Source organism: Noviherbaspirillum saxi, assembly GCF_003591035.1.
Taxonomy (GTDB): domain Bacteria; phylum Pseudomonadota; class Gammaproteobacteria; order Burkholderiales; family Burkholderiaceae_D; genus Noviherbaspirillum; species Noviherbaspirillum saxi.
Genome location: NZ_QYUO01000001.1, coordinates 1641145 through 1655340 on the forward strand (window position 1 = coordinate 1641145; position 14196 = coordinate 1655340).

Annotated in this window: 11 protein-coding genes; 10 read left to right on the plus strand and 1 reads right to left on the minus strand. The window is 57.4% G+C overall.

Annotation, left to right across the window (positions count from 1 at the left end; translation table 11 throughout):
* The first annotated feature begins 89 nt into the window (after positions 1 to 89).
* The 10 genes from gcvP to D3871_RS07795 all read left to right on the plus strand — a co-directional run bounded on the left by gcvP (position 90) and on the right by D3871_RS07795 (position 11487).
* Positions 90 to 2951, plus strand: a complete 2862-nt coding sequence (gcvP, locus tag D3871_RS07750) for an aminomethyl-transferring glycine dehydrogenase (protein WP_119768362.1) — start codon at positions 90 to 92, stop codon at positions 2949 to 2951.
* A 61-nt stretch (positions 2952 to 3012) separates the two neighbouring features.
* Entirely contained in the window at positions 3013 to 4392 is a 1380-nt protein-coding gene (locus D3871_RS07755; RefSeq protein ID WP_119768363.1) for an L-serine ammonia-lyase, read from the plus strand.
* 32 nt (positions 4393 to 4424) lie between these two features.
* Positions 4425 to 5549, plus strand: coding sequence for a glycine cleavage system aminomethyltransferase GcvT (gene gcvT, locus D3871_RS07760; RefSeq protein ID WP_119769965.1), 1125 nt, complete (start codon positions 4425 to 4427; stop codon positions 5547 to 5549).
* A gap of 9 nt (positions 5550 to 5558) precedes the next feature.
* A complete protein-coding gene (lipA, locus tag D3871_RS07765) occupies positions 5559 to 6578 on the plus strand; it encodes a lipoyl synthase (RefSeq protein ID WP_119768364.1) in 1020 nt (339 codons plus the stop codon).
* A gap of 330 nt (positions 6579 to 6908) precedes the next feature.
* Positions 6909 to 7193: a hypothetical protein gene (locus tag D3871_RS07770; protein WP_119768365.1), complete on the plus strand. Its 285-nt coding sequence runs from the start codon at positions 6909 to 6911 to the stop codon at positions 7191 to 7193.
* Between the two features lie 114 nt (positions 7194 to 7307).
* Positions 7308 to 7733, plus strand: coding sequence for a DUF1178 family protein (locus tag D3871_RS07775; RefSeq protein WP_119769966.1), 426 nt, complete (start codon positions 7308 to 7310; stop codon positions 7731 to 7733).
* Between the two features lie 407 nt (positions 7734 to 8140).
* Positions 8141 to 9337, plus strand: a complete 1197-nt coding sequence (locus D3871_RS07780; protein ID WP_119768366.1) for an acyl-CoA dehydrogenase family protein — start codon at positions 8141 to 8143, stop codon at positions 9335 to 9337.
* Between the two features lie 7 nt (positions 9338 to 9344).
* Positions 9345 to 10484, plus strand: a complete 1140-nt coding sequence (locus tag D3871_RS07785; RefSeq protein ID WP_119768367.1) for an acyl-CoA dehydrogenase family protein — start codon at positions 9345 to 9347, stop codon at positions 10482 to 10484.
* 34 nt (positions 10485 to 10518) lie between these two features.
* Positions 10519 to 10974: a MaoC family dehydratase gene (locus tag D3871_RS07790; RefSeq protein WP_119768368.1), complete on the plus strand. Its 456-nt coding sequence runs from the start codon at positions 10519 to 10521 to the stop codon at positions 10972 to 10974.
* Between the two features lie 57 nt (positions 10975 to 11031).
* Positions 11032 to 11487 (plus strand): MaoC family dehydratase, encoded by a 456-nt coding sequence (locus D3871_RS07795; RefSeq protein ID WP_119768369.1) that lies wholly within the window; start codon positions 11032 to 11034, stop codon positions 11485 to 11487.
* 53 nt (positions 11488 to 11540) lie between these two features.
* Here the strand turns inward: D3871_RS07795 and D3871_RS07800 are convergent, their stop codons facing one another.
* Positions 11541 to 13934, minus strand: coding sequence for a bifunctional diguanylate cyclase/phosphodiesterase (locus D3871_RS07800; protein ID WP_119768370.1), 2394 nt, complete (start codon positions 13932 to 13934; stop codon positions 11541 to 11543).
* Positions 13935 to 14196: the final 262 nt, after the last annotated feature.

Here is a 14196-nt window from a genome sequence, read left to right on the forward strand (position 1 = left end):
TCTTGAGCCTTGCTCAAGAACGAACAGGTGCATGACTGGCTAATGGTCCATGCACACGCAATATTTCATTCTAGTTTTGAGAGGTAACCATGATTCAGAAACGGGCTGCGTTCGAAGAGTTGCAGCAGCACACGGACTTTATCGACAGGCATATTGGTCCGGCCCAGGCGGACCAGCAGGCGATGCTTGCGGAGCTCGGTTTTGATTCCATGGACGCGTTCATCAGCAAAGTCGTACCGAAAGCGATTCTGACCAATGAAGTGTTGAGCCTTGGTGATGCGCGCAGCGAACCTGAGGTGCTCGATGAGCTGCAAAAGATTGCAGCGCGTAACAAGGTGTACAAATCGTATATCGGCATGGGTTACTACAATACGCATACGCCCAATGTCATCCTGCGCAACCTGCTGGAAAACCCGGCCTGGTACACCGCTTACACTCCCTATCAGCCCGAGATTTCGCAGGGGCGGCTTGAAGCGCTGCTGAACTTCCAGACAATGGTGTCCGATCTGACGGGACTCGAAATCGCCAATGCGTCGCTGCTCGATGAAGCAACCGCAGCGGCGGAAGCGATGACGTTCTGCCAGCGTATCTCTAAGAGCAAGAGCAAAACCTTTTTTGTGTCGCGCGACTGCTTTCCGCAAACCATCGATGTGGTCCGTACCCGCGCCGAACCTATCGGTATCGAAGTAATCGTCGGCGACCACAGGACAGACCTTGAGCAGCTGGAGTGCTTTGGTGTACTTCTGCAGTATCCGGCAGTGGACGGCGAAGTACATGACTATGCGGCGACCGTAACGAAGGCGCATGCGAAGAATGCGCTGGTGGTGGTCGCGGCGGATCTGCTTGCTCTTACTCTTTTGACGCCGCCCGGAGAGTTCGGTGCGGATGTGGCTATCGGTTCGGCCCAGCGCTTCGGGGTTCCTCTCGGTTATGGCGGCCCGCATGCGGCGTATTTCGCAACGCGCGATGCAAACAAGCGTCTGATGCCGGGGCGTGTCGTCGGCGTGTCGATCGACAGCCATGGCGACAAGGCTTACCGCCTCGCGCTGCAGACGCGCGAGCAGCACATCCGCCGCGAGAAGGCGACGAGCAATGTATGCACGGCGCAGGTACTGCTCGCCAATATCGCCAGCATGTATGCGGTGTATCACGGACCGCAGGGATTGCAGACGATTGCGCAGCGTGTACATCGCCTGGCCGTGACCTTTGCGCACGGATTGCGGAAGGTGGATGTGGAAGTTCGCACGGCGGCATTCTTTGACACCATGACGATCCGTACCGGATCGCGGACCTTGGACATACATGCGGCCGCACGCAAGCGCGCGATCAATCTTCGCCAGATCGACAGCGAAACAATCGGGGTATCGTTCGACGAGACGACTACCCGCGAAGACATTGAAGATCTGTGGGCAGTTTTTGCAGAGGGCAAGCAGACACCGTCCTTTGTCGCGTGCGAGGCGGGTGCTGCCGACTGCATTCCCGCACCGCTTGAGCGCAAGAGCGAATACCTGACCCATCCCGTCTTCAACAGCCATCATTCCGAAACCCAGATGTTGCGCTATTTGCGCGCGCTGAGCGATAAGGATCTGGCGTTGGATCGCACCATGATTCCGCTCGGCTCTTGCACCATGAAGCTGAACGCAACGACGGAAATGATTCCGGTCACCTGGAAGGAATTTGGCAGCCTGCATCCCTTCGCACCGCTCGATCAGGCGCAGGGATATCAGCAACTGATCAGCGAACTGGAACAGATGCTGGTGGCCTGCACCGGCTACGACGCCGTATCGCTCCAGCCGAATGCCGGCTCACAGGGCGAATATGCGGGACTTCTCGCGATCCGGGCTTATCACAAGAGCCGCGGGGAAGGGCATCGCAACATCTGTCTGATTCCGAGCTCGGCGCACGGCACGAATCCGGCGACAGCGCATATGGTAGGCATGCAGGTCATTGTCGTCCAATGCGACGAGCGCGGGAACGTCGATGTGGCCGACCTCCGGACCAAGGCCGAAAAACACGCGGCGGACCTGGCTGCGATCATGATTACCTATCCGTCGACCCATGGCGTGTTCGAGGAAGCGGTAGGCGAAGTGTGCGACATCGTTCATTCTCATGGCGGACAGGTCTACATCGATGGCGCTAACATGAACGCCATGGTCGGACTGTGCGCACCAGGCAAGTTCGGTGGTGATGTGTCGCATCTGAACCTGCATAAAACCTTTTGCATACCACATGGCGGCGGCGGGCCCGGCGTAGGTCCGATCGGTGTGAAATCGCATCTTGCGCCATTTCTCCCCGGCCACGGCATGCTGGACAATCATGGTGGAGCGGTCTGCGCAGCGCCTTGGGGCAGTGCAAGCATCCTGCCCATCAGCTGGACCTATATCAAGCTCATGGGCAGGCAGGGCCTGAAACAGGCGAGCGAGGTCGCGATCCTGAATGCCAACTACATTGCCAAGCGGCTTGCGCCGCATTTTCCGATTCTGTACGCGGGCGAAAACGGCATTGTGGCGCACGAGTGTATCGTTGATCTGCGGCCGCTCAAGGATACGGGCATATCTGTCGATGACGTCGCCAAGCGCTTGATGGATTTCGGCTTCCACGCACCGACCATGTCTTTCCCGGTCGCCGGTACCTTGATGATCGAGCCGACGGAGAGCGAATCGAAAGATGAGCTCGATCGCTTTTGCGAAGCGATGATTGCCATTCGCGAAGAAATCCGTGCGATCGAAAATGGCAGTGTGAGTGCGGAGGAAAGCGCGCTGCGCCACGCGCCCCATACCGCGATGGATATCGCCGGCGAATGGAACCGCGTCTATTCGCGTGAGCAGGCGGTTTTTCCGGTGGCATCCCTGCGTGGCAATAAATACTGGCCGCCGGTTGGCCGGGTAGATAACGTCTATGGCGATCGTAATCTGGTGTGCGCTTGCCCGCCCATGTCCGATTACGAATAAGCGGTAACAAGTAATGGCGCGGCATTCAACATGCCGCGCCGATGACGGGACAGGCGACGATATGGCTATCAGCGTTTTTGAATTGTTCAAGATAGGGATAGGTCCCTCCAGTTCGCATACGGTCGGTCCCATGCGTGCGGCTCTGCAGTTCGTCAATGGCTTGAAGGATACCGGCCTGTTTGCGCAGACTGCAGCTGTCAAGGTGGAGTTGTATGGTTCGCTTGGTGCAACCGGCAAGGGACATGGCAGCGACAAGGCGGTGCTCCTCGGACTGCAAGGAGAAACGCCGGATATGGTCGATACCGACCGTGTTCCGGAAATACTGGGCGCTATCCGGAGTGCCGGCCGCATACGGCTGCTGGGCGAGAAGGAAATCGCGTTCAACGAAACCGAGCATTTGCTGATGTACCGGCGGCAGTCCTTGCCCTACCACCCGAACGGCATGCGCTTTACCGCTTTTGATTCCGGCGGTGCCGAACTGTCGAACAAGGTCTATTATTCGGTCGGCGGCGGTTTTGTGATCAATGAGGATGCGGCCGGTACGGATCGCATCGTTCCGGATACCACCGAACTGCGTTATCCCTTCAAGAGTGGGAACGAGCTCCTGGCCATGTGCCGCGAACATCGCTTGTCGGTCAGCCAGTTGATGCTGGAAAACGAGAAGGCATGGCGACCGGAAGAAGAAACGCGTGCCGGCTTGCTGCGCATCTGGCAAGTCATGCAGGAATGCGTCAAACGCGGTTGCGAGAAGGAAGGGACGCTGCCCGGTCCGCTCAAGGTGCAACGTCGCGCGGCAGAACTCTATCGCAGTCTTTCCAGTCAGCCGGAAGTCAGTCTGCGCGACCCGTTGACGACGCTGGACTGGGTCAATCTCTATGCGCTTGCGGTGAACGAAGAAAATGCGGCAGGCGGGCGGGTGGTGACTGCGCCTACCAATGGTGCCGCCGGCATCGTACCGGCGGTCCTTCATTACTATCATCGCTTCATTCCGGGAGCGAATGACGATGGCGTCGTCCGTTTCCTTCTTACTGCGGCGGCGATCGGCATTCTGTACAAGGAAAATGCTTCTATCTCGGGCGCGGAGGTCGGCTGCCAGGGCGAGGTCGGCGTGGCTTGTTCTATGGCGGCGGGCGCGCTGGCCGAAGCCATGGGCGGTAGCGTCGAGCAGGTTGAAAACGCCGCCGAGATAGGCATGGAACATAATCTCGGCCTCACCTGCGATCCGATCGGCGGACTGGTGCAGGTCCCATGCATAGAGCGCAATGCGATGGGCTCGATCAAGGCGATCAATGCCGCGCGCATGGCCTTGCGCGGAAATGGACATCATTTCGTGTCGCTCGACAATGTCATCAAAACCATGCGCGAAACTGGTGCCGACATGAAGATCAAGTATAAGGAAACGGCGCGTGGCGGCCTCGCGGTCAATGTCATCGAATGCTGAAGCAAGCGAATCAACAACAAGGAACGATTTTCATGGAAAAGACGACACAGTCTCTGGCGCAGACGCCGCTCTACAATTTGCACCTTGAACTTGGTGCCAAGATGGTACCGTTTGCCGGCTATGAAATGCCCGTGCAGTACCCGACCGGCGTACTCAAGGAGCATGCACATACTCGGCAGCAGGCCGGACTGTTCGATGTTTCGCACATGGGCCAGGTGCGCCTCGCCGGCTCGGGCGCGGCCGCAGCGCTTGAGTCGCTGGTGCCGGTGGACATCGTAGGGCTTCCCGCAAACATGCAGCGCTATGCGATGTTCACCAATGAGCGGGGTGGCATCCTCGACGACATCATGGTATCCAATGGTGGCGATCATCTGTTTGTTGTCGTCAACGCCGCATGCAAGGAACAGGATGTAGCTCACATGAAGCAGCATCTTGCCGGTAAATGCGAGGTGGAAGAGCTTTCCGACCGTGCATTGCTCGCCCTGCAGGGCCCTGCAGCGGCGGCAGTGATGGCGCGTCTCGTGCCGAAAACCTCATCCATGATCTTTATGAACACGGCGAAGATCACGCTTTGCGGCGCGGAATGTTTCGTCAGCCGTTCCGGTTATACCGGCGAAGACGGCTTCGAAATCTCGATGCCTGGCGATAAAGCTGAAGAGATCGCACGACAGTTGCTGGCACAGCCGGAAGTTGCTCCGATCGGACTCGGTGCGCGCGATTCGTTGCGGCTGGAAGCCGGCCTTTGCTTGTACGGCCATGACATGGATGGCGACACGACACCAGTCGAGGCTAGCCTGACGTGGGCGCTTTCCAAGGCGCGACGTGCAGATGGCGCTCGTCCTGGAGGTTATCCCGGCGCCGATATCATCCTGCGTCAGCTTGCCGACGGCGCGCAGCGCAAGCGGGTCGGGTTGCTGGTCAAAGACCGGATGCCGGTACGCGAAGGCGCTGAACTGGCCGATGGCACGGGTCGCATTGTCGGTAAGGTGACAAGCGGTGGCTTCGGCCCGACCGTGGGTGCGCCGGTCGCCATGGCTTATCTGGACTCCGCGCTTGCAACACCCGGCATGGCATTGAATGCCATTGTCCGTGGCAAGCCGGTTGCCGTGGAGGTCGCGAAAACCCCGTTTACCCCGCAGCGTTACTACCGCGGTTGAGGATAAGTCATGAGCGAATCCAAGATCGCGGAAAATTCCGCGCGTCGTTCGGTGCAGGCCGGAGAAAAACTTCGCGGCGCGGAAAAGATGGCACGCATTCCTGTCAAGGTCATTCCTACCGAGCCATCGCAGATATTGCGCAAGCCGAAATGGATACGCGCGGAATTTACCGGCACGCGGGAAGTACAGCGGCTCAAGACCATCCTGCGCGAGAACAAGCTGCATACCGTGTGCGAAGAAGCCAATTGCCCCAACCTGGGCGAGTGCTTCAAGAGCGGCACGGCCACCTTCATGATCATGGGTGACATCTGCACCCGGCGCTGTCCGTTTTGCGATGTGGGGCATGGCCGCCCGAATCCGCTCGATCCGGATGAACCCGCCAATCTTGCGCAAACCGTCCGCGCCATGGGACTGCGGTATGTGGTGATCACCTCGGTCGACCGCGACGATTTGCGCGATGGCGGAGCGGGGCATTTCGCCGCCTGCATCGAACAGACGCGGCAGCACAACCCGGGTATTACCGTGGAAGTGTTGACGCCGGATTTTCGGGGCAGGGTGGATACGGCGCTGGAAATTCTCGGCTCCGCACCGCCGGATGTGTTCAATCACAATCTGGAAACCATACCGCGCCTTTACCGCCAGGCGCGGCCAGGGGCTGATTACGAAGGATCCCTTCGTTTGCTGCAACGGTTCGGCGAACTGCACCCGACAGTGCCCACCAAATCCGGTCTGATGCTGGGGCTTGGCGAGGAACTGGATGAGGTGCATGCCGTCATGCGCGACATGCGCGCGCACGGCATTCAATTGCTCACGCTTGGACAATATCTGCAGCCCAGCATCCATCATTTACCCGTGAAGCGCTATGTGACACCGGAAGAGTTCGATGGCTTGCGGGTGCTGGGGGAGGAAATGGGCTTCACGCACGTCGCGTCGGGACCAATGGTGCGCTCGTCCTACCATGCGGACTTGCAGTCCAAATCTATCCTGCAAGGGGAAGAGCATGAAGTTGGCCAGAAAAAGGCGTGTTAGGGAGCGCGCACGTCGTCGGTTAATGGGAGCAATATTGGTTTGATCAATCTTGGGAACGTCGGCGACTTTGCTATGTCGTTTTCGCGATGCTTCCTTGCGGTAACGCAAATGGCTCAAAAGGGACCGATTTACCATGAAATCGGTCCCTTAACCCTCCCAGGAAGTTTGCCCGCCGGTTCGATAACCGCGCGGGCATTTTTTTGAGGAACAGTATTGGTTTAACCTTGCTTGGGAGTGACATTGCTTGACCTATCTCAAATAATGACATGAGGAAATTTGGCAAACTTGCAACTTGGAAATTTCCTTCACTCAACTACCTAGCGTAACTCCATGAAGAAAAAGCTTGATTCGGATGACGTCATAGAGCATTTGATCGCAGCGACCTTGGGCGAACACGCAAGTGCACGCGAGCGTTATCTGTACCGGGAAAGTCTGCGCAGTCTGGTCCGTATGGCCAAGGCTGAACAAGTAGTCGACATCAAGGCGAGCGTCAAACGCCTCACCGGCAATCTGGAAATGCAGAATGCCCGGCGGCGCGCAAAGGCAATCCTGCTTGCGCAGCAATTGCCGGGAATTCTGGAAAGCGCCCAGCAGCAATTCGAGTTCAAGCAGTAATGCGCTTGCGGGAAGCGGTAGAATAGGACGCTTGGCATAGCCGTTGCCAAGTACAGGTCATCGGTGATCAAAAGCGTGATTGCCGATGCTGAGTTTTCATTCTTCCGCGAACCCATGAAAGTCTATAACCTTTGCTGCGAATCCAATCACCGTTTTGAAGGCTGGTTTGCTTCAGAACAGGATTTTCATCAGCAGGTCGAAGATGGCTTTCTTGCCTGTCCGATCTGCGACAGCCATGCGATTTCGCGCATGCCATCCGCTCCGCGATTGAACATTTCCGGAGCACAGGCGCCTGCACAAACTCCTATCGATTCGGTATTGCAGACTCAGCTGATGGAGCTGGTCCGCAAGGTCGTGGAAAATACCGAAGACGTCGGAGAACGCTTTGCGGAAGAAGCGCGGCGTATTCACTATAACGAAACGCCTGAGCGGGCGATACGTGGCGTCGCTTCGGCGGATGAATTCAAGGCACTTAGTGAAGAAGGCATCGACGTGGTGCCGCTGCCTGTTCCGGTGTCGCCCAAGGAATCTGTTCATTAGTACTACTGCGTCACAAAATTTCGTCGTAAGGTTCCCTCCCCCATGCAGGGGGAGGGTTAGGGGCGCCCGGCGTAGGGTGGGGGTAGTACGGTTGAGTTATTGCAGTGATATCTCGAGCACCCTACCCCTGCGCGGGCCGCCCCATCCCAACCTTCCCCCTGCAAGGGGGAAGCCTGACAGCGATGGACTTATGACGCAGTAGTACTAGTCGGCCATACTGACAAATCTTTATCCGCGTGCAGTCGCGCACGTTTAATTTCTCCCTGTTGCGGCTGCATCTCCACCTTTTAATCCTCACGCAGAACGGCCTGCAAGGGCCGGAATATTTATTCGGCACGCCCGAAAAATCCGCTGTATAATCGTTTTAGAACGGTCGTGCTTTTTAGCCGGGACTACAAGGAGACAGCATGGATTTGAACTACCAGGCGGAGGATTTGGCCTTCCGCGATACCGTTCGCGCCTTTCTGGATGCGAACCTGCCAAAAGACCTGCAGCAAAAAGTCCTCAATCACAAGCGCCTTTCCAAAGAAGATTTCGTCCGCTGGCACAAGATCGTTGCCAAGCAGGGGTGGGTCGGCACCGGCTGGCCAACGCAGTATGGCGGCACCGGCTGGACGCCCGTGCAGCGGCATATCTGGGAAGAGGAATGCGCGACCTACGGCACGCCTCCCATCCTTCCGTTCGGCGTCAACATGGTGGCGCCTGTCATCATGGCCTTCGGTAACGAAGCGCAGAAAAGCTATTACCTTCCCCGCATCCTGAACTGCGAAGACTGGTGGTGCCAGGGTTACTCGGAGCCGGGCTCCGGTTCCGACCTCGCATCGCTGAAAACCCGCGCAGAGCGCCAGGGTGATCATTACATCGTCAACGGGCAAAAGACCTGGACCACGCTGGCCCAGCATGCCGACATGATTTTCTGCCTGGTGCGCACCGATTCGGGCGCCCGCAAGCAGGAAGGCATTTCCTTCCTGTTGATCGACATGCATACACCAGGCATTACCGTTCGCCCGATCATTATGCTCGACGAAGATCATGAAGTGAATGAGGTCTTCTTCGACAACGTCAAGGTCCCGGTGGAAAACCTGATCGGCGAAGAAAACAAGGGCTGGACCTATGCGAAATATCTGCTCGGCCATGAACGCACCAATATCGCTGCCGTCGGCCGCGCCAAGCGCGAACTGATGTTCCTTAAGCGTCTCGCCATCAAACAGCTGAAAAACGGTAAGCCGCTGCTCGACGATCCACTGTTCTCCGCCAAGGTCGCCAGCCTGGAAATCGAAATCATGGCGTTGGAAATGACGGTGTTGCGCGTCCTGTCGCAGGAGAGCGCGAAACGCGGCCCTGGTCCGGAAGCCTCCATGCTCAAGGTGAAAGGTACCGAAGTACAGCAGATGCTCACAGAACTGATGGTGGAAGCAGTCGGCCCGTATGCGATCCCGTTCGATCGCTCCTATCTCGAAGGCGAGCATGAGCATTCGGTTACGGAGGACGATGATGCGGCTCCGCTGGCGCCGTATTACTTCAACTACCGCAAGACCTCGATCTACGGTGGCTCCAACGAGATTCAGAAAAATATCATCACCCAGATGATTCTGGGACTGTGAGGCGGACATGGACTTCAATTACACACCCGAGCAGCAACAATTCAAGGATGCACTGCGCCGCTTCATCGACAAGGACTACACCTTCGAACACCGGAAGAAAATCATTCATTCCGCATCGGGCGTATCCGACCAGGCATGGGGCACCTTGGTTGAACTGGGCATGACCGCGTTGCCGGTACCGGAAGAGCAGGGCGGTTTCAACGGCTCCGCGGTCGACATGCTGGTCGTGATGCAGGAATTGGGACGCGGCATCGTCGTCGAGCCATATTTCGCGACCGTTCTCGGCGCACAGTTTCTGAAGCTGGCCGGCGGACAGGAAGGATTGCTGGAGCAGGTCGCCGCCGGCGAGCTGAAGCTTGCAGCGGCATTGGGCGAAAAGCAGGCACGCCATGACTTGTTCGACATTACGACGACCGCAAAGCAGGATGGCGACGGATTTGTATTGAATGGCACCAAGACTATCGTCATTCACGGCGGCCAGGCCGACAAGCTGATCGTGTCGGCACGCAGCGGCGGCGCACAACGGGATACCGATGGCATTTCGCTGTTCGTGGTTGCGGCTGATGTAGGCGGTGTAACGCGGCGCGATTACCGCACCATCGACGGTCAGCGCGCGGCTGACATCACATTCAGCAATGTGCATGTGCCGGCCAGTGCAGTGCTCGGCACGGCAGGCGCCGGCTGGGACTTGCTGGACGCAGCTGCCGACTATGGCGCGGCACTGCTGTGCGCGGAAGCGGTGGGGGCGATGGATGCCTTGAATGGCGCCACGCTGGAATACCTGAAGACGCGTCAGCAGTTTGGCGTGCCTATCGGTAAATTCCAGGCATTGCAACACCGGATGGCGGAAATGTTCATGCAGACGGAACAAGCGCGTTCGATGGCGACGCTGGCAGCAGTCAAGGTGGGTTCGACCGATGCAGGCGAACGCCGCCGTACGGTGTCCGCAGCCAAGGCGCGTATCGGCCAGGCATTGAAATACGTTGGCCAGCAAGCAGTGCAATTGCATGGCGGCATGGGTGTCACGGATGAGCTGCCTGCGGCGCACCACTTCAAGCGACTGACGATGATCGAAGTCACCCTGGGTGATACCGATCACCATCTGGCACGATTTGCATCGCAGCCGGAATTCAGGAATGCCGCGTAATCATCAGCACTGATACAAAGGAAAAGGGATCGATATGTCGCAAGTGAAGTGGTATTTCGAAGACTTCGAGGTAGGCAAGACCATTGAGGTAGGCACGCGTACCGTGACGGAAGAGGAAATCCTGGAATTTGCCACCAAATTCGATCCCCAGCCTTTTCATGTCGACAAGGACGCCGCCGGCAAATCGATCTATGGAAGCATCATCGCCAGCGGCTGGCATACCTGCAGCATGATGATGCGCATGATGGTGGATGGCTTTTTGCGTGAAGCCGCCAGCATGGGTTCGCCGGGCGTCGATGAAGTACGCTGGATCAAACCGGTTCGGCCCGGCGACACATTGAAGGTGTCGACCACGGTCCTCGATGTACGTCCATCGGGCAGCAAACCGGATCGTGGCATCGTAATGACCGAATGGCGTGCCATAAACCAGCACGGAGAACTGGTCGTCACAGTCAAAGGCATGGGAATGTACGGGCGCAGACCAAAGTAGTTTTCTGTCGCTCCGCCATCGCGCGGGGCATACAACATTGACGACAACGGAGACAGCATGCGCGAGATCGCATCAGTGGAAGAACTGAAAAGCCTGGTTGGACAGGAAGTCGCAGTAACCGAGTGGTTCGAGATTTCGCAGGAGCGGGTCAGAAAGTTTGCCGAAGCCACCGGCGACTTTCAATGGATTCATCTGGACGAAGAACGCTGCCGCAAGGAGTCGCCTTTCGGAACGACGATTGCGCATGGCTTTCTTACGCTGTCCTTGCTGCCCATGATCATGGAAAGCGCGATCTCGACGCCCGCTGCCAGGATGGGCGTGAACTATGGCTTGAACAAGGTGCGCTTTCCGGCGCCGGTTCCAAGCGGCAGCCGCCTGCGCGGCCGCATGGTCTTGAAGGAAGTGGAAGACATCGAGGGCGGCATGCAGAGCATCTGGACTGTGACCATCGAACGGGAAGGCGGCGAAAAGCCGGTGTGTATCGCCGAGTCTATTTCGCGGCGCTATTGGTAGATTGGCACGGCCGGTGCAAGGAGAAGCTTGCTTTCGTTGCATCGGCATGATGGTCATGATTCGCATGCGACAGATGTGCGCTCCCCGATAAGCAATTGCAGCAACTGTTCGGCCGGCACCGGTCGACTGAAATAGTAACCCTGCATGGCATCGCATCCATGCTCGCGCAGGAAGCCGAGTTGCTCGGCGTTCTCCACCCCTTCGGCAACGACTTGAAGGCCCAGGCTGTGCGCCAGCACAATGATGGCGGATACGATCGCCCGGTCGTCCTGGTCGGTCGCAATATCCCTGACAAAGGATTGATCAATCTTCAGGATCTGAATCGGCAAGCGCTTCAGGTAGGACAGGGAGGAGTATCCGGTTCCGAAATCGTCGATGGAAATCTGTACGCCGAGGCTATGCAGCTCGTTCAGTATGGCGGTTGCCTGCGCTGTATCTTCCATGACCATGCCTTCGGTGAGTTCAAGTTCCAGCAAGGGCGCCGGCAAGCCGCTATCGCGCAAGATGCATTCAACCATGTCGGCGAATGCAGTGTCATGAAACTGGCGCGCGGAAACATTGACGGCAATACGTGCCGGATGTCCTTGCAGCAGCCAGCGACGAGCCTCTGTACAGGCGGTACGCAGGATCCATTCCCCGATTGATACGATCAGACCGGTTTCTTCGGCAAGCGGGATGAAGAGCGCCGGCGACACCATGCCCAGTTCTGCGTGATGCCAGCGGACGAGGGCTTCGACCCCATGAATTTTTCCATTTGAGATGATTTGTTGCGGCTGGAATTGCAACAGCAATTCGTTGCGGGCGACCGCACCATAGAGACTGCTTTCGAGTTGCAGCCGGCCTTGCGTCAATTGGTCAAGGTGGTTGGCGTAGAACTCGTAGCGATGACGGCCTAGTGTTTTCGCATGGTAAAGCGCGATGTCGGCATGTTTGATCAGCGTATCGACATCGGTTCCATGATCGGGGTACAGAGCAAGGCCGATACTGGCGCCGATATGCAACTCGTGAGAATGCAAATGAAATGGCTCATGCAATGCCTTTATTAATTTTTGCGCTAGGCTGGCAAGATGATCCGCATCGCGTATATCAATGGCCAATAGGGCAAATTCGTCGCCGCCCATACGGGCCAGTGTGTCCGATTCGCGCAGGACGCGACGCAGCCTGTGCGAGACCTGCAGCAGCAGACTGTCTCCCGCCTCATGCCCGATACTGTCATTGATCAGCTTGAAGCGGTCGAGGTCGAGCAGCAGCACGCCAATGTTTTCCTGCACGTGCCGGCCGGCGGAGATCATTGCTTGCTGCAGGCGCTTCGCCAGCAGAGCACGGTTTGGCAGATCGGTGAGTGCGTCATAATTTGTCTGGTGCAGTAAGCGCTCTTCGGCCAATTTGGTTTCGGAGAGATCGCTGAACACACCCACGTAATTCGTGATCCGTCCGTTGCTGTCGCTCAGGCGACTGATGTTCAGCCATTGCGGATACACCGCGCCATCCTTGCGTTTGTTCCAGACTTCCCCTTGCCAGTTGCCGGTCGTGCGAACAGAGTCCCACATTTGCTGGTAAAACTCTCGCGTCTGCCGTCCGAAACTGAGAATGCGCGGATTGCGGCCAAACGCTTCTTCCGGGGTGTAACCCGTGATGACGGTGAACGCCCGGTTGACCGTCAGGATGTTGGCATGCTCGTCCGTGATAGCGACGCCTTCCCGTGAATTCTCGAACGCCTGATTCGCCAGGCGCATCGATTTTTCCGCCTGCGCTCGCAGGCTGATGTCGCGGATCGTTATTTGGGTCACCTCTTCGCCGCATACCGTTGCTGTATGTATGGCGACCTCCGCCGGGAAATGGCGGTGGTTCAGCGATTGAAATTGCCATTCGAACGCTTGAGGGCCGGTCCGTTCCGCTGCATTCAAATATGCGAGAAAACCCGCAACGGAATCGCTACCATCCGGTTGGCGTGGCGGCTGAAGCTGTGCTGGTCCAAGTGCACGCATCGTGTCGACGCCGGCAAGATCGAACAAGAGGAGCGCCGCCCGGTTGCAATCGGTGACTTTTCCCGCCGTGGTCAAGATGACGCCTTCGTTGGTGCCTTCGAACAGGGTGCGGAACAAGTTATGCTGGCGCTGGAGTTCGTCGGCTTGACGCCGCCGCGTCATCGATTCGCGGTAAGTCAGCCACGCGGTCAGGCAGAAGCATACCGTCGCGAATCCTGACATCGCAAGCAGCAGGCGACGCGCGGACAGGTTGTTATTTACGGCACGGAGCAAAGCTGCGTCCGCCGGAGCGCTAGCCATCCCGGGTCCGGCAATTCGAATGAAATGATCGCGCAGATTGTCCAGTTGAATAGAACCGTCATGCAGGCCCCACCATCCGGTGAGGCTGACAAAGAATCCGGACGCTGCGCCAACCAGAAACATGATGAGCAGGAGTCGGGAGTTGATGGCCTTGTGCATCAGGCGCCGCTTTCAAGAATGGATTATCGGACGGCTTCGATGCACATCCGGTGGGGTTGCTTACAATTATTTCCAATAAGCAATTGGTATGCCGGACACCAGAATCGGCAAGTATCCAAGCCATGGAGCAGTGACTATGCAACGGGGTATAAGGCTTTTCTCGTTTGCAAGAAAATGCGGTCGAATAATTTTCAATCCTGGGAAAGGCATCGGCAGCGCACTACAGCTTGCGGTATTGTTCTGGAATTGGCGGTATTTGAAA